The 16,652-nt window shown below is 51.7% G+C and carries 12 protein-coding genes; all 12 read left to right on the top strand.

What is annotated here, in order from left to right; all coding sequences use genetic code 11:
* Positions 1-5: 5 nt before the first annotated feature.
* Genes tssF through EC843_RS05180 form a run of 12 tightly spaced genes read left to right on the top strand, consistent with a single transcriptional unit; the run spans position 6 to position 16,622 of the window.
* Positions 6-1,808: a type VI secretion system baseplate subunit TssF gene (gene tssF / locus EC843_RS05235; protein WP_133521821.1), complete on the top strand. Its 1,803-nt coding sequence runs from the start codon at positions 6-8 to the stop codon at positions 1,806-1,808.
* Positions 1,799-2,746 carry a type VI secretion system baseplate subunit TssG gene (gene tssG, locus EC843_RS05230; protein ID WP_133521820.1) on the top strand — a complete coding sequence of 316 codons (948 nt, stop codon included), beginning with the start codon at positions 1,799-1,801 and terminating at the stop codon, positions 2,744-2,746. Before tssF ends, tssG begins: the two co-directional genes overlap by 10 nt.
* Positions 2,747-2,749: 3 nt before the next feature.
* Positions 2,750-4,717, top strand: coding sequence for a type VI secretion system tip protein TssI/VgrG (gene tssI / locus EC843_RS05225; RefSeq protein ID WP_133521819.1), 1,968 nt, complete (start codon positions 2,750-2,752; stop codon positions 4,715-4,717).
* 10 nt (positions 4,718-4,727) lie between these two features.
* Positions 4,728-5,237 carry a hypothetical protein gene (locus tag EC843_RS05220; protein ID WP_133521818.1) on the top strand — a complete coding sequence of 170 codons (510 nt, stop codon included), beginning with the start codon at positions 4,728-4,730 and terminating at the stop codon, positions 5,235-5,237.
* Positions 5,237-5,536 carry a PAAR domain-containing protein gene (locus tag EC843_RS05215; RefSeq protein WP_064545467.1) on the top strand — a complete coding sequence of 100 codons (300 nt, stop codon included), beginning with the start codon at positions 5,237-5,239 and terminating at the stop codon, positions 5,534-5,536. Before EC843_RS05220 ends, EC843_RS05215 begins: the two co-directional genes overlap by 1 nt.
* Positions 5,537-5,547: 11 nt before the next feature.
* Positions 5,548-6,603, top strand: coding sequence for a type VI secretion system protein TssA (gene tssA / locus EC843_RS05210; RefSeq protein ID WP_133521817.1), 1,056 nt, complete (start codon positions 5,548-5,550; stop codon positions 6,601-6,603).
* Positions 6,600-7,214: a type VI secretion lipoprotein TssJ gene (locus EC843_RS05205; protein WP_133521816.1), complete on the top strand. Its 615-nt coding sequence runs from the start codon at positions 6,600-6,602 to the stop codon at positions 7,212-7,214. The genes tssA and EC843_RS05205 overlap by 4 nt, the downstream gene beginning before the upstream one ends.
* Positions 7,214-8,608 (top strand): type VI secretion system baseplate subunit TssK, encoded by a 1,395-nt coding sequence (gene tssK, locus EC843_RS05200; protein ID WP_133521815.1) that lies wholly within the window; start codon positions 7,214-7,216, stop codon positions 8,606-8,608. Before EC843_RS05205 ends, tssK begins: the two co-directional genes overlap by 1 nt.
* A complete protein-coding gene (locus EC843_RS05195; protein WP_133521814.1) occupies positions 8,605-9,231 on the top strand; it encodes a DotU family type IV/VI secretion system protein in 627 nt (208 codons plus the stop codon). Before tssK ends, EC843_RS05195 begins: the two co-directional genes overlap by 4 nt.
* A 4-nt stretch (positions 9,232-9,235) precedes the next feature.
* Positions 9,236-12,670 carry a type VI secretion protein IcmF/TssM N-terminal domain-containing protein gene (locus EC843_RS05190; RefSeq protein ID WP_133521813.1) on the top strand — a complete coding sequence of 1,145 codons (3,435 nt, stop codon included), beginning with the start codon at positions 9,236-9,238 and terminating at the stop codon, positions 12,668-12,670.
* A gap of 42 nt (positions 12,671-12,712) precedes the next feature.
* The gene (gene tssH / locus EC843_RS05185; RefSeq protein WP_133521812.1) at positions 12,713-15,280 is read left to right on the top strand and encodes a type VI secretion system ATPase TssH; all 2,568 of its coding nucleotides are present in this window, start codon (positions 12,713-12,715) and stop codon (positions 15,278-15,280) included.
* Positions 15,281-15,296: 16 nt separating this feature from the next.
* Positions 15,297-16,622, top strand: coding sequence for a VasL domain-containing protein (locus EC843_RS05180; RefSeq protein WP_133521811.1), 1,326 nt, complete (start codon positions 15,297-15,299; stop codon positions 16,620-16,622).
* The last annotated feature ends 30 nt before the right edge of the window (positions 16,623-16,652 follow it).

Below are 16,652 nucleotides of genomic sequence, written 5' to 3'. Positions count from 1 at the left end.
TAATCATGTTAGCTAATAAACTCATTTCATATTATCAAAAAGAACTTGGCTACCTTAAAATCCAGGGAAAAGCTTTTGCTCGTCATTTCCCTAAAGTTGCTCGCCGTTTAGGTATTTCTGAAGGAATGTCGGAAGATCCGCACATCGAAAGATTAATCGAATCTTTCGCGCTGGTGACTGCGCAAATCCAGCAGCGTCTTGATGAAGATATGCCTGAAGTGACCCACGCGTTGCTTAATGTGTTGGCTCCGCAATTGCTGAGGCCGTTTCCCTCAGTGTGTATCGTACAAATGTCTCCTGACGTCAAAGTCAGTGCGCTGACTTCTGGCAACTTAATCGAGGCCAAAACGTATTTATTCTCTCGTCATGGTGAGAATCAAAGTTGTCGTTTTCGCACCGTTTATCCAGTGATGATTCAACCGGTTAGTTTGACAAAAGCTCATCTGAATCTCGATGAGGTAACGTTATGCTGGAACCTCAATATAAAACTGACAACCTGGCCAGGTGCGACATTAAGCGCGAATTCTCTGCGTGTCCATCTGAGTGGCGCTAACAATATCGTTAACATTCTCTACACGCTGTTATGCAGTGAAGTGCTGTCGATTCATTTGCAGCAGGATGAACAGCGCTATCAGCTTTCTGCCCAGCATATTTGTGGTATCGGTTTTGGTGAGAATCAAAATCTGCTCGCAGGTGACTCGAGAATTTCACCGACACATAGCCTGTTGCAGGATTATTTCTTTTTTCCTCAGAAATTTCATTTTATTGATATTCCGTTACCTGACGGTTTTGTCGCGGGCAGCAAAAGTGAATTTACCCTGAAAATAGCCTTCAACCGCTGCACGATTGCCAATCAGCTGGAAAAAATGGCGGCCATGGTCAACGAGAATTTATTTTTGTTGAACTGTACGCCAGCGATTAATTTGTTTGAGCATCGCGCTGAACCCATCACGCCAGACCATGAAATCGCGGAGTATCTGGTGATCCCTGATATTCGCCATCAGAACGCCATGGAAATCTGGTCAGTGGATAGCGTTTCGGCGATGCGTAAACAAGGTAATGAAACGCTTTCCCGCCCCATTTATCCATTATTTGGTTTAGACCATTCGGCACAAGATGGTGAACCCGGACTTTTTTGGCAATGCATGCACCGCGAAACTGACAGCAGCGAGGGAAGTGTCCCGGCGTTGTTTATCGCATTTTCCGACCGCAGTGAGCAGCCTTTGACGCCAGGAAGTGACGTCGTCAGCCTGAATCTCACCTGCACGAATCGTGAACTTCCTTCGACGATGCGTAACGGCGATCCAGACGGCGATTTTGAGTCGGAATTGCCGATTGCCGGGATGAAAATCACCGCATTAACGCGCCCGACTATTCCGGTCAGGCCGCCGTTAAAACAGGCTGCACGCTGGCGTTTAATCTCGCAACTTTCGCTCAATCATATGCTGATCGGCGGGCCGGAAGGGGTACGCGTGCTCAAAGAGACGCTGGCGTTATATAACTTTGTTGATAATCCAGGGATCGCCCGTCTGATCAATCTGCTGTTGCGCGTTGAGTCTGCCCCTGTCGTCGCAAGGTTAGTCCCGCAGGATCCGCAATCCCTTTCACGCGGTATTGAGATACGCATTACGTTTGCCAGCGAAGCCAGCACCGAAGCGGAATACTTCCTGTTTTGCCGCTTTATCGATTGTTTTTTGGCGTTGTATGCACCGGTTAACAGCTTTACGCGTGTGGTCACGGTCATTGAATCCAAAGAGGAATCTCAGCGTGTCTGGCCGATTCGTGCGGGTCGCTTGTCATGGCTCTGAATATCTGTTTTAGCCCGCATAATTTTTTCCAGCAGGTGCGCATCATGCTGCTCCATCTGACGAAAAAACAGGCGCTTGAAAGCAAGCAAGCACTGGAAAATAACCTGCGTTTTATTTCCCCACTTTCGCTTGATACACCGTCAGGCGAAATCGGCGAGATTAAACAATTAGCTAAAAATCAGTGGCAGGTGGAGGTCGCGGCTTTTGGGTTAACCGGGGCGCTCGGCGCATTGCCGACGGTTTACACCGAATGGTTGATTGAACGACATTACCGCTATGGCGATAAAACCGCTAAAGCGTTTCTCGATATTTTTAACCACCGCCTGCACACCCTGCGTTACCTCGCCTGGCAAAAGTACCACTACTACGCGATGGCCGAATTCTCGGCGACGCTGCCTTTAAGCGACGCGGTTCAGGCGCTGGCGGGAGTGATGCAAAGCCCATCTTCTTTTCAGCAACTGCGCTATGCCGATTTGTTCGCCCATTCGGTTCGCTCGATGCTCAATTTAGAAACGTGGCTAAAACATAGCTTCTCCGTGCCGGCAAAAATTACCCCGTTTACCGGGGAATGGCGATCGATGGAACCGGCGTTGTGCTGCTGCCTTGGGCAACCGTCGCAAACGTTGGGTTCAGCACCGATGCTGGGGCGTGTCTACTGGGATCGGCAATCGCATTTTACCGTCTCTCTTGGGCCTGTGCCGTTGCGGGATGTCGGTCTGTTCCTGTCAAAAGGCAGACATTACAAAAATCTGTGGACTCATATTCGCGACTATGTAGGCGCAGGGCTGGATTTTGATATCGACATCCTCATCCAAAATACCTCAAACGGCATGACTGAACTGGGGACGGGGCAAATTGGCCTGGATATTTGTCTTGGGCGCGCCTCTGAAGCGGGCCAGCACACCATTCGATTACCCGTCTATCGGGAAGGAAAATAAGACATGCCAAATGTATTAGGGCAGAACAATAGATTCATCCGCTTTGTTGGGGATGCGGCTAATTCACTGACATTAATGAGCATTGAAGGTGAGGAACAACTCTCATCCACTTTCCGCTACCAAATCCAGTTTCGTACGGAATTAAGCAGTGCGCAGATGGGGCGTTTCCTCGGTAAAGAAGTCGCCTGTGAGATTGGGCGCAATAGCCGCAAGCGTTATGTGCATGGCGTCATCACCCATATTGTGGAAATGAATAATACCGATGGTATCAGCACGTTTGTTGGCCGCCTCGAGCCACGTATGGCTTTCTTGCGTCTGGGTCGTAATCTGGCAGTGTTCCAGAATATTACGGTGCCTGATTTAGTGTGCCAGCTGTTGCGCCAGCAGAATATCAACCAGATCGAGTTACGCCTGCGTGCAACCTATAAACCTCGTGAATATTGCATTCAATACCGCGAGTCAGATTTTGACTTCATCAGCCGCTTGCTGGAACAAGAGGGGATTTACTACTTCTTCAGCCATACCGCGGGGCAGCACCAGCTTGTGCTGGCTGACCATCCATCCTGCCACCACTCCACGGCACCGGCGCAACTGCCTTTTATGCCGCAGACGGATTTGGGGGAGGGGAACGGCATTTTAAGCTGGTCGGCGCACTCATCACTCGCTGCTTCTTCTGTGCTGTTAAAAGGCTTCAACATGGAGCAGGCAGCCAGTATTGAAGGGGAGTCGAAGGTGGCCGACCAGGATTACGCGGTTCAGGGGGTCAGTTACGTTGATGCCAACGGTCACGACAACCGCTCTCTGCTTGAGGCGCAGGCCAGGCTTAAGATGGAGCAACTGGAAGCCGACAGTCAGCAATATCTGGCAGAGACTTCAGCTTTCTGGGTGCACTGTGGTGAAAAATTCACTCTGACTGACCATCCGTCATGCCACGGCGACTACCGCATTAAATCGGTTCATCTGCGGGTAAGCAGCAGTATTGATGACAGCATCCCGGATTTCCATTGTCAGATTCATTTGCTGAGAGACAGCGTGTCATGGCGGCCTGAGCACACCACGCCTCAACCTTATATTCCCGGTATTTTGACCGCCACGGTGGTTGGCCCTAAATCGGAAGAAATTCATACCGATGAATACGGGCGTATCAAAATCCAGTTCCCCTGGGATAACGAAAACAAAAAAGACGACGGCAGTTCATGCTGGGTTCGCGTGTCGCAACCCTGGGCGGGTGGCCGTTTTGGCGCGATGTTCCTGCCGCGGGTTAACAGCGAGGTGATCGTTAGTTTTGTTCATGGCAACCCGGATTATCCGCTGGTTACCGGCACGGTATTTAACGGGCAAAACAAACCGCCACTGACGCTGCCTGATGAAAAAAATCACAGCGGATTCGTTTCCCGTAGTTCGCTTGATGGCAGCGTTGAAGAGAGCCATCAACTGCGATTCGACGATAAAAAAGGCGAAGAACGCCTGGTGATTACCTCACAAAAAGATCTGCTGTTGACGGTGAAAAATAACGTCATCACTGAAATCACCAAACAAGTCACCGAAACCATCGGCGAAGACCGTGCAACTGAAATTACCAAAGGCAATGAAACGTTAACCCTGAAACAGGGCGATCGTGCGCTGACGCTGGAAAAAGGCAACCACAATACCACGCTGAAAAGTGGCGATTACGCGCTTGATATCAAAGGTAATTTAAAAGCCAGCCTCAGTGGTGGCGAACATCAGATGGATATCAGCGGCGGTGGCAGCAAGGTGAAAGCCGATAAAGCCTGCGTGATTGAATCGACGCAAAGCATCGAACTTAAAGTGGGCAGCAGCAAGATATCTATCACCCCTTCTGGCATCACATTGAGCGCGACCACTATCAAGGTTGAAGGCAGCGGAACCGCAGAGCTGAAAGGCGCGATGGTGACAGTTAAAGGCAGCGGTATGACGCAAATTAAGGGTGGCGTGACCATGATTGGTTAAGGCGATGATGATGAAAGAAAAATTAATGACTCCAGAAGCTTTTACCGGTTATCGCAGTGCTGACAGTGGCTATGAAAATGCACTCAATCTGATGGTTTCCGGCCAATGGGAAGATGCGCTTGCCAGCCTGGTACTTGATAAAACGCCAGAAAAAGTGCTCGGCTGGGTGGTGCAACAAGTCACACAGTTGCCATTAAATCCACCGGCTCTCCAGTGTGTGGCCGACATCAATCAGTGGCTGAAAACCCACGATGAAGGGCTGCGTCGGGATATTTTCCTGCAGGCGGAAAACCTCGGTTTTGATACCCCAGTCGGTGCGGCAGGGCTGGCGCTGTTCTGGATGCAGGGCAGCATGACACCCGACGAATTTGAGGCTGTTTATCCCGAAGCACATTTAGCCCCGTTGATGCTGCACTGCGCGCTGAAACAGTTGAGTGTCCTGCTGGCGGCGGATAACGCTCCGTTTATCGGTGCACAAAACCTGCTTGCCCAATGGCACACCGTGCAAGGGGGTCATTAATGGGCCAGCCCGCTGCACGAGTCGGTGACATGCACGTTTGCCCGATGGTCACCCCCGGTTTGCCGCCCATCCCCCACGTCGGTGGGCCAATCACCACGCCGGGCTCTCCGACGGTGCTGATTGGCGGGGTTCCTGCCGCAACAGTCGGTTCAATGGCGGTGTGCGTCGGGCCTCCTGATTCAGTGGTTAAAGGCAGCACCAAAGTGCTGATTGGTGGCAAGCCAGCCGCACGGATGGGAGACAGCACGGCTCACGGCGGCACTATCGTTGTTGGCTGCCCAACAGTTTTGATTTCTTAGAGTGTGATGCAATGAAAACAAATTTTGATGAACTGTTGGTGCCGATCGGTGAAGAGCAACCCGCTGGTCGCAACGTTGAATATCAACAAATTTATGACGATATTCGCCAGGCGCGCGAAAGCGATCCTGATTATTTACCACAGGGTGAATGGGCAACTGAATTACGCAAGGCCGACTGGCTCAAAGTCATCCGTCTGAGCCGCGAAGTCTTGAAAAAGGAGAGTAAAGATCTCCAGGTCGCCTGCTGGTTTGTTGAGGGTTTAACTCAGCAAAACGGCCTGGCGGGTTTACTGGAGGGAACGCAGTTTCTGGCAGCGTTTCTCGAACGCTATTGGCAAACCGCCTGGCCTGAGTTGGATGAAGACGGTGCGGTTATTCGCCACAGCATTCTGAATCGTCTGGATCGCCAACTGGCGCTGATGTTGAACAGTTATCCGTTACTCGGGCAGCCAGAAAGCTCGCTGGACCACTGGCAAAAAGTGCTCCTTCAGGAACATCAATCCACGATGGCCCGCAGCCGTACTGATTCAGACAGTGACTTCTCTATGGAGACATTTAATCGTTGGGCACTTTCGCTTGTACCACAAAAAATTGTGACGCAGAGCGAAACACTCGAGCTGCTCATCGAAATGCTCAATCACCTGGAAGCGACCTACGACGAGGTCAACCCGCAGGCAGATTCATCTGCGCTGGGGCAAACGCGTAGCGTCATTGCCGAGATGCAGGACTTTATGAAACGGCTGTTTGACCGTGCGGCACCTGCTTATGACGACATCATGTCGCTCAATGTATTAGCGCCACAAGAAGCCGATTTATCTGCTGAATCCGCCATGTTTGCTGGCAGGACGCAAAAGCAGGAGATGTCGCGAGATTTAGCCATCAGCCAAATGCTGACAATTGCGCATTTTTTCCGTCAGACAGAACCCTCCAGCCCGGTCCCTTTTTTGATGGAGCGTGCGGCGCGTTGGGCGGGAATGACACTCACCGAATGGCTTGATGAAATGCTGGAAGACAAGAGCTGTATGCGCGACATCAACAAAGTACTAAAAGGGCAAGAAACAGAATGAAAGGTCAAATCAGCTTCGTGGGTCTGTTACTCAGCATGCTTATGTTTGCGGGGTGTAGCACGGGCGACCAGGAAGCGCGTCAGCAGTCTATTGACAAGGTATCCGCTCCGTTTGCCAGCGGTGCCATTACCCTGAACCTGCGTGCAGAGCCGGGGCTAAACAGCGTCAATGAGCTGCCGAACAGTTGTACGGTTTTGCTGTTACAGACCAAAGATAAACCGGCGCTGGATAAGCTATTGAATAATCCGACGTTGCTTAAAAGCCTGTTTGCCGGAGCGGGCAACGAAGGGGATGTATTACAGCTTGATCGCTATGTCGTGATGCCTGGACAAAGCAATATTCTGCATATTGATCGTGCACAGAATACGCGCAACCTGGCGCTGGTTGCCGGGTATTACCCGTTCCCGACTAAACAACACATGTTTACGGCAGAAATCCCGGTCAGCACGCACAGCACCGGCTGGTGGTCGCCCGTGTGGCAATCGGCACTATCACCCGTCACATTTTCCGTCACGCTGGGCAGTGAAAGTATTGTCAGTGCCGGCGAACCCAATGAGACGGAAAACATCGCCCAGAACACCGCGCCCGTTGCCGTCGAGGAAAAAGGGTAATGTACAGCGAACAACAACAAATTTACTGGCACTCCGGGTTATATCTTCAACCGCAGCATTTTCAATCGCTTGATTTGCACCATGAGTGGCAGCTTGCCCAGCGCTTACAGCTCGCGCAACCTTATAACCATGGGTTGATTGAAGTCGAAATCAATAAAGCGGCGCTGGACGATTATGTGGTCAGTGTCGATCACATCCGCTTTATCATGCCTGGCGGGACATTCTTATCGATGCCAGGAAACTGCCAAATTGAAAAACGAAACTTCCGCGATATCTGGAAGCAACGCGACCAGACGCTGCCCATATGGCTGGCATTGCGTCGTTTTGATCCGCAGCACAGCAACGTCACAACGCTGGGAAAAGAGCACGATCGTGCGGTCACCCGTTGGGTGAATACCGGGGAAGATCGGGTGATGAAAGATGTCTACGATCATGCGCCAGACGCCACAGTCGCGCGCTTGTGTTACAACGTGCGCCTGCTATCCGATGCTGAAAAAGCCGATGCCGTAGATTGCGAATGCATTCCATTAACTCGCTTACGTTATCTCAATGACCGGGTCACGTTAGATGAGGCGTTTTCCCCGCCATCGGTGACGCTCTTTGGCTCCCAAAGCCTAGAGAAACTTATCGAAGCTGTCTATTTTGAGCTGAGCGCCAGAGCCAGAAAACTGGAGGAATATAAACGTTCCGAACGTCTGGTGAACGATGCTGAACGTGGCGACCAGGTGACGCAGCTGCTGGCGATGCGCTCTCTTAATCGTGTCTTGCCGATGCTGAAAAACTATTGCCAGGCACGGCAGGTTCACCCCTGGACGGTTTACAACCTGCTCTGCCTGCTGATTGGCGAGCTTTCGTCCTTTAGCGACAGTTGTTCTTTTGACGGGCAGTGGCGAGACAGCGAAAGCAAACTGCTGGATTATAACCATAATAGGTTGCTGGATTGCTTTGAAAGCGCACGCAGGACATTGATTTCCCTGCTGAACAGCCTGATTCTTGAGGACAATACGTATGTCACGCTTGAGAAAGATTCTCAGGGCGTTTTCAGCGGTGAGTTCAAAAGCCTCGAGTTTAAACAAAGCGAAACGGCGCTGTTATTGCTGCGTTCTGCCAGCATCCCGATGGAAAATCGCCAGATAAAAAACCAGGGCGGTATCAAACTGGCACCGCCGCAAATGATCGAAATGTTAATCCAGCATGCTTTGCCGGGGATTCCGGTGAGTGCCTGCCGCCAACCTCCGCGAGGCGTGCCGAACCGTAGTGACTCTCACTATTTTGTTATCGAACAGGATAGCGACCTGTGGAGCAAGGTTATCAAAGGAAAAGGTATTTCCTGTTACTGGCCTGATATGCCGGACGATTTGCAGGTTCAAATTATTTTTGTGGTGCCATCATGATGAGTTTATTGAATTGTTATTTACCTTTATTCCGTCTGGTGACCACGTTATTGACTCAACCTCAATTACATGAGGATTACGCGGTTTTTCGCAGTCAGTGCATAGAGTTATTAGAGCAAGCATTATGTGAATCTGAATTGCACCATGAACAACAAGAATGTGAAGATGCTTATTTTGCGGTGGTGCTTTATTTAGATGAACGGGTGTTATGTTCGACCATTCCCTGGGTTAAGGAGTGGCGCGCAGCATTACTGCAAAAGCACTACTTCAATATTTCTGTTGGTGGCGAAGAGTTTTTCACCCGCCTTGATACCCTCGATAAAACCAATACGCCATTAAGAATGGTGTTTCTGTTTTGTTTATTGATGGGCTTTCACGGGAAATATACCCAACAAGATGCCCAGTTATTACAACAACGTATTGATAGTGAAAGAGAGTGCTTACCCGAAGCCTGGCGACAGTGGCCAAACGAGGCAAACCTGGTTGAACCTGGCTCAGGAACCCTTAGCGGAAACCAACAAACGCGTAAAAAATTGCGGCAACGTAAAGGGTTGCTGTTGTCATTACCGTTATTTATCTATGCCCTTATGTTAGCTATTGGTTCAGGTTTTTTTACCGGGTAATAAAATGTTTAAAAAACTGATTGAATTTTTTGCATGGGCAATATTGCTGTGCTTGCTATTTGTTTTTTGTTTGTGCATTGCGGTGATTAGTGAACGCTCTTTTACCGCTGCGGTTATTCTGTGGTTTGCATTAATTATTGCTGTTTTAGTGGTTCGTTTAATCTGGTTTTCGCTGCGCGGGATCTCTCAGAGCAAATATGTTCTTTATTTGAAACAGCGCTTAACGCTGACCCGAATGGAACATGTTCTGTTTGAACACTGGAAAGCGGGTGAGTCGGTGATTAAACGCATCAAAAGGCGTAAACAGCACCTACCCTGGTTTATCTTAACGGGTAAACGCAGCGGTAAAACCACGCTGATGGCGAGTGCTGGTCTGCCCCTTTTTTCAAACGAGCCTGAAAGTGCACTGGTGGTGCCGACGCGCACCCTGCGCTGGTGGTTTTTCCACTCCTCCGGTTTCCTTGACCTTTCGAGCCATTTCCTCAGTAAAACGCCTGCTTTTGAACGCGGCTGGCTCAATCTGGTTAACTGGTGCCAACGCGTACCTTCTCCGGCGGGCATTGTGGTGTGCGTTTCCATCGCGGATTTACGGGGAAAAGAGGCGGCAGATTTACATCTCAATGCCCGTCTTGTTCGAACGCAAATCGAGCCATTGATTAAAAAACTCAAGCGCCGTTTGCCGGTCTACCTTTTTGTCACCTGTTGCGATCAAATCGCTGGTTTTAGCCAGTGGGCAAGCAAACTTTCACCTGCTCAGCGTCAGCAGGCGTTGGGCTATTACTGGCTGACTTCGCCGGTTGTTGATGGTAAAGACCCCGCTTTGCTTGACCCGCTCTTTACCTGCGTGAAAGACGGGCTGGATAAAGTCCGGGTCAGCATGTTGTCTGGCGGTGATCCCGATAATGACACTCTCTCATTGCTGGATTTCCCGGAACAACTGATGCAGTTGCAGCCTGCTTTGCAGCGTTATCTGGCGGCATTATGTGAACCCGACGCTTACTTCGAACCTGCACAATTAGGTGGGATTTGGTTCAGCGCCACCGAACAGGTAAGTAAAAATAGCGCCGCACGCAAAGCGCTATTTACCCATAATCTGATCAGCCACTTGCTGCCAACGCTTAGCCGCCAGCGGGAAATCGCGCCGATCGGGTTTAGCCGCCGTTATTTTCAACGCTGGGGAGTCATGACCTTTAGTGTGCTGGCGTCGCTCTACCTGGCCTGGAGTGGGGCGAGCAGCTACGGCCTGGGGGCCGGGAACCTTCAGGATATGACGCCTGAGCAGCAGGTTCAGCAACTTAAAGGTATTGAGAGCTGGAACGAATCACCGTTGCAGCATCTGCTATTCGTGCCGTTGCTTAATCAGCGGCACCACCAGCTGGAAGAAACGATTCTGGCGGCCACTCCGCGCAGCACGGTCAACATGCAGGCGGCTGAACAACGCTATCAGCAATTGTTTGCTGAAGCTCTGCCGCAGGGGAAACGCGAGTTAGTCCTGAACCTGGCCAGCGCCATTATGACCAAACAGGCAATGCTCGATGGGCAGTCACTTGCCGAACTGGAAAAACACCCTCCCGTGTCTCCTTTGTTGAGCCTGACCGGTGCGGACTCTTCGTTACCTCTGGCCTATGACATCGCGCTACAGCGTGAGTTGTTACAGCAACCCGGCGGCGCGGAACAACTGAATTCCTTACGCAAACTGTTGGGGCAACTGGTCAACAGTGATACTTCCTGGAGATGGCTGATAGCCCCTTCCCAGGCACTGACGCCGGTTAACCTGGTAGATTTCCTGCCCTGGGCACAAAACAATGTGCAGCTCGATGGCCTGTGGACGGTACAAGGATCGGTGCAAATCCAGCACTGGCTGGATACAGTCCGGCAAGCGGCGGGTAAAAATGTCAGCATGCCGGTACTGGTAGCCTTTGAACAAAACTGGAACACACTGCGCCAGAACCAATGGATGACCCTGATACTGGCGATGAGCAACCAGCCCGCACCGGTGCTAAATGGGGCTCAGTGGCAATCTACCCTGGTGTCAATCGACCAGGGCAATAGCCCGTCAATGGCATTTGCCCACTATGCCACGGAACAACTTGCCGATATTCCCGGCCAGGATGCCAGCCGCTGGCTGCGGGAACTGCGTCAGCTAGAAAAACTGCAACAGACTCCGCTAAACGGCTCAGTGATGAACAGCGCCGGCCGCCTGGAAAAAGCGTTCTTACAGAAAGTGGCGAGTGTTATCAAGCTGGACAACAAAACGCTAAATAGCGCGGTGAGCGACCTCAATATTAAAAATTGGCTGGCCTGGAAAGGGAGCCTGCGCGCTGCCGTTTCTGATGCGTTTGTCACGCCAGTAAAAAGTGAGCGACTCACCCGTGGTTTATTTCTGAGTGGGGAAGATGCTGCGGCTAATCCTTTGCAGCAACTGGACACCCGCTTTGCCACGCTGCGCAAAAGTGTTTCCGCAGAACAAGATGACTTCGCGCTCAATGCCGTCTGGGCTTTATATAAAACCGATGCTCACTGGCTGGTGGCGCATGCCATGCAGCGATCGGGCTGTTGGCTTCAGGATCAATGGCAAAGCCGGGTGCTGTGGTCGATGGAAAAAAATGCCGCACGTCTGGATTACAAAGAACAGCAAGAATTGAGCGGGCAATACCTCGCTGATTTTATTCGCGGGCCAGCAAAAAGTGTTCTTGTAGTGGGGGACAACGGGCCAGCGGCGGGGCAGTTTGATGGCCTGACAACCGGCCTGACGCCAGAGTTTTTGCGGATGGTTAACCACGTTCTGCGCCCGGATGATGTGCTGGCCATGCCAGAACGTGACAGCACGCGCAATGATGATGTGCTGGCATCCCTGAAAGAACAGCAGAGCAAACTTGAAACTCAGATAACGGCGCTGGAAGCAAAATCCATCGAGATCACGCTAAAAAGCCAGCCTGCGACCATTCCTGGTGGTGCACGTCTGATGCCAACCGGCACGCGTGTGACGCTGTTTTGTGATGAACAACGCTGGACTCTCAGCAGCATGAACTTCAGCGAACAGGCACCTTTCCGCTGGCGTCCTGGCCACTGTAGCCGCATCACGCTGGTGGTGAACTTCCCTGGTTTTGACCTGACGTACGAGTACTTTGGCGATTCGGCCTGGACTGACTTCCTTGAAGACATGTCCGACGGACAGCATCGCTATCTTGCCAGCGACTTCCCTGAAGATGCGGCGCAACTCGACGCCATGGGCATCAAAGAAGTTCTGGTGCGCTACCAGACGGGGCCGCAAGACAAGGTTCGGGAAACCTGGCAGCAATGGCAGGCGCTCAACCAGTCACTAAACGACAATGCCGATGCACAACTTGCGTTGCAGGACAAAAAAGCGCAGCAGCGCTCAGCGGTGCCAAATAATCATTTCTCTCAATTGCCCGCCCGCATTGCTCAATGCCAGTGAGAGCCTGGGGTCATTTTAAAAAATAGTGAATGGAATCAGACAATGGGTAGCTACCTGAAAAAAGTTGTTGAAAGACTGAGTACTGAAGCGCGCGGTTGCCTCGATGCCGCGATAAGCCTGGCGGTGAGCCGTACCCATCATGAAGTTGAGGTTGAGCATTTACTGCTGGTGTTGATAACCCGTAAGCCCGCCATGATTGAGCAGTTATGCCTGATTGCTGGCCTGCAAGGGGATGTGTTACTTGAGGCGCTACAAGTTAGCCTGAGCCAACAACGCAGTGGCAATACGCGTAGCCCGGTGTTGTCTGAATCTTTGGTCGAGCATCTGGAAATGTCCTGGCTGCATGCCAGTGTCTGCTGGCAACAAACACAACTGTCGGTGCAGGCGCTGATGGGATGCTTGTTCGTGGATGCCAAACGCAGCCAGGCGCACTTTGCGCCAGTGCTACAGCAAGCGCTGTTATGCAATAGCGAAAAGGCAGAACAGTTTCTGCACGAAGCTTGTGCTTCGTCTCGTACTGCGGCGGCAGCCCACGCCGACCACAATATAGATTCCGCGCTGAAAAAATTTACGCGCAACCTGACTGAACAGGCGCGAAACAGCACGCTGGATCCGGCTTTGGGCCGTGAGTCGGAAATTCGCCAGATTATTGATGTGCTCCTGCGTCGTCGCCAGAACAACCCTGTTTTGACCGGTGAACCAGGTGTAGGCAAAACGGCTTTAGTGGAAGGGCTGGCGCAACGCATCATCGAAGTCACCGTGCCTGATGCGCTAAAAAATATGGAAATCCTCTCGCTGGATATGGGGTTACTCCAGGCAGGTGCCAGCGTAAAAGGGGAATTTGAGCAACGTCTGCAAACCCTGTTACGCGAGGTGAAAGAGTACCCATCTCCGGTGATTTTATTTATCGATGAAGCGCATACCCTGATTGGTGCAGGCGGCCAGGCAGGGCAAAATGATGCGGCTAACTTGCTCAAACCGGCACTGGCGCGTGGCGAAATGCGCGTGGTTGCGGCAACAACCTGGGCGGAATATAAAAAATACTTCGAGAAAGATGCCGCCCTGGCTCGCCGTTTTCAGGTGGTCAAAGTTGCCGAGCCGGATGAAGAAACCGCCATCGCGATGCTGCGTTCACTTAAACCTGCGCTCGGTAAACACCATAACGTGCAAATTCTGGAAAGCGCGCTGGTTGCGGCTGTGCGGCTTTCCAGCCGTTATATCTCAGGTCGCCAGTTGCCGGATAAATCAATCAGCCTGCTGGACACCGCCTGCGCCCGCGTCGCGGTTTCTCAATGCCATGCCCCTAAAGAGATTGAAGATCTTAATGCCTTACTGAACAACCTGATTGCCGAGCGCGAAAGCCTGCAAAAAGAGGGGGGCAAATCCCCACGCCTGGAATGGCTGGATAAGCGCGAGAAAGAGATAAGCCTGAGCCTGAGCCAGTTGCAGCCGGTATGGCAACAGCAACAGGAGCTGGTGGCGCAAATCAATGGCACCGAAGACAGTGCGCAAATCGCCGTATTACACGGGCAATTAGCCGAGCTTCATAAAGATCAGGCGCTGGTCTATGACTGCGTGGATGCCACCTGTGTGGCTGACGTTATTGCCGGGTGGACGGGTATTCCGCTGGGCAGAATGATGGAAAAGGAGCAACAACAGCTCGGTGATTTGGTGGCGCGCCTCGAAGCGCGGGTTATCGGCCAGCCACATGCGCTGGCAGAAATCGCCCAACAGATCCGTATCGGGCGCGCCAACCTGAGTGACCCGGCCAAACCGACCGGTGTTTTCATGCTGGCGGGTCCATCGGGGGTCGGTAAAACGGAAACGGCGCTCGCGCTCGCGGAACTACTCTATGGCGGTGAGCAGAGCCTGATTACCATCAATATGTCGGAATACCAGGAAGCCCATTCGGTTTCCGGCCTGAAAGGTTCGCCTCCGGGCTATGTCGGCTACGGTCAGGGCGGGGTGTTGACTGAGGCGGTGCGCCGTCGTCCGTACAGTGTGGTGTTACTGGATGAAGTCGAAAAAGCGCATCCGGACGTTATGGAAATCTTCTATCAGGTGTTCGATAAAGGGGTCATGGACGATGCCGAAGGCCAGCAGATTAACTTTCGCAACACGCTGATTATTCTGACCAGCAACCTGGCAAGCGATTTGGTGATGGAGGCCTGCCTGGCCGGTGATGCGGATAACAAAAACCTGACCAGGCTGATCCGCCCTGAATTTGACCGTTTCTTCCGCCCGGCGCTAATGGGCCGCTTGCGTTTGATCCCGTATCTGCCTGTTGTGGGTGAAACGCTGGCGAAAATCATCCGTCTGAAGATTAACAAAGTGTGTGAACGCTTTGCTCATGCCGGGGAAGAGGATTGTGCACTGACTTACAACGAGAAAGTGGTGGAGTTTGTCGCCAGCCGTTGTCAGGTAGCACAAAGCGGAGCGCGGGAAATCGACGCCGTACTTAATAGCGAGCTGCTGCCATTGTTGACTGACCGACTGCTGGCAAGCGAAGAAAAAGCCGACGTTCGTTTACAGCTTAGCGTTGCCAGAGGGCAACTCACGTTAGCAAAACAGCCTCTGTCAAAACGCGCGGCGGCCAAAGCTCAGGCGTAAAGCGCTAAGGAACAGTATGAAATCGATGGTAAATCTCAGGGCATTAAAAATTAATAGTCATGATCCACGGCTCAGCAAAGCGTTTTTGTTACTCAGCAGTGAACTTAGCCACCTCAATGGTGCGCTTTCTGGCGCCACAGACTGGAAAATGCTGGAGGATAAGTGCTTCCAGCTCTTTCGGGATTACGGCTACGACTTGCAAAACGGCGTGTGGTTTTGCCTCATCAATATGCAGCTGAAAAGCTGGGCAGGATTAGCCGAGGGGCTGGATCTTCTCACCACAGCTTTTACCCATAACAATGTGCGCTGCTGGCCACCGGTGGCTGCTGTGCAGGCGCGGCAATCTTTGATTGACTGGTTTTGTGCCAATGTCGCGACGCACATTTACACCCTGAAGTATGGCCCGGAAAACAACGGTGAAATGCGCTCGGTGGAAAGAAGCATTGGTGTGCTGTACGAATACTCGAAAAATCTGCAATCACGCAGCCATGATTCGCTAAAAAATCTGCACTATTTTTTACAGGTTCGTTGCCGCTCTGTCCCTTATCCGGTGCAGAAAGTGGTGGCGAAAACGCCCTCTACGGTGAGTGCAGTAAAGCCGCCGATAGTAAAACCGCCGATAGAAAAACCGGAACCGTTGCCAGAACCAATACTGATGCCGGAAATGGCGCTGGCGGTACCGGCTCAACGCCCGTTACTGTGGGCGCTGGGAGGAATGGCGGCGGGTCTGGGATTGAGTCTGGTGGTTGCGGCAGGTTTGTACACTCTTCAAACCCCGAGTTTAAGTGAAAAGCTCGTCGCATCGGTGGCGCAATTAGAGCAAGGCGGCATTCAGGCTGAGTCTGTATGGCATGACGTGCCGCCGGAGAAAATTCAGCAACAAAAGCAGGCTATTTTGCAGCAGGCAGGTGCAACGCTTAACTGGCTCAGCACCCAGCCCGCAGATGCATTAGTGGGGCGGGGCGATCGTTTATCTGATTTATTGCAGGCGCATTTCCCGAATAATGAGGTGAGTGCGCAATGGCTAACAGCGTTGAAAGAGAAAGCAGGCAGTATTCCAGCTCTGGATGGCTATATTAAAGCGAACAAACATCTGGATGAACTGGATGCCCGCTTATTAAATGCCGAGAAGACTCAGAGCAAATATATGACGGTGTCGGAGTTAAAAACGGCGGTTTATCAAATCAGGCAGGATTTACAAAGTAATGGCGCTGCGGCGGAAACATTGTTGTGGGAAATACAGCAAACGGGTCCCGAGAAACGTGACCCGGCGGTGATGAAGAAAATAGAGCAACGGATCGAGGCATTAAATAGCCGCTATCTTCTCCTGAAAGAGAAATGATTCTATCTTTTAATTTTACTGTTTGTAGAT

It is taken from the genome of Buttiauxella sp. JUb87 (assembly GCF_004361975.1).
Lineage (GTDB): Bacteria > Pseudomonadota > Gammaproteobacteria > Enterobacterales > Enterobacteriaceae > Buttiauxella > Buttiauxella ferragutiae.
This window is presented reverse-complemented; position numbering and strand designations above follow the sequence as displayed.

Coding starts and splice junctions, on each gene's coding strand:
- tssA (WP_133521817.1), top strand. CDS start 5,548: ATGAAAACAAATTTTGATGAACTGTTGGTGCCGATCGGTGAAGAGCAA.
- EC843_RS05190 (WP_133521813.1), top strand. CDS start 9,236: ATGTTTAAAAAACTGATTGAATTTTTTGCATGGGCAATATTGCTGTGC.
- EC843_RS05180 (WP_133521811.1), top strand. CDS start 15,297: ATGAAATCGATGGTAAATCTCAGGGCATTAAAAATTAATAGTCATGAT.
- EC843_RS05215 (WP_064545467.1), top strand. CDS start 5,237: ATGGGCCAGCCCGCTGCACGAGTCGGTGACATGCACGTTTGCCCGATG.
- tssK (WP_133521815.1), top strand. CDS start 7,214: ATGTACAGCGAACAACAACAAATTTACTGGCACTCCGGGTTATATCTT.
- tssH (WP_133521812.1), top strand. CDS start 12,713: ATGGGTAGCTACCTGAAAAAAGTTGTTGAAAGACTGAGTACTGAAGCG.
- EC843_RS05205 (WP_133521816.1), top strand. CDS start 6,600: ATGAAAGGTCAAATCAGCTTCGTGGGTCTGTTACTCAGCATGCTTATG.
- EC843_RS05220 (WP_133521818.1), top strand. CDS start 4,728: ATGAAAGAAAAATTAATGACTCCAGAAGCTTTTACCGGTTATCGCAGT.
- tssG (WP_133521820.1), top strand. CDS start 1,799: ATGGCTCTGAATATCTGTTTTAGCCCGCATAATTTTTTCCAGCAGGTG.
- tssI (WP_133521819.1), top strand. CDS start 2,750: ATGCCAAATGTATTAGGGCAGAACAATAGATTCATCCGCTTTGTTGGG.
- tssF (WP_133521821.1), top strand. CDS start 6: ATGTTAGCTAATAAACTCATTTCATATTATCAAAAAGAACTTGGCTAC.
- EC843_RS05195 (WP_133521814.1), top strand. CDS start 8,605: ATGATGAGTTTATTGAATTGTTATTTACCTTTATTCCGTCTGGTGACC.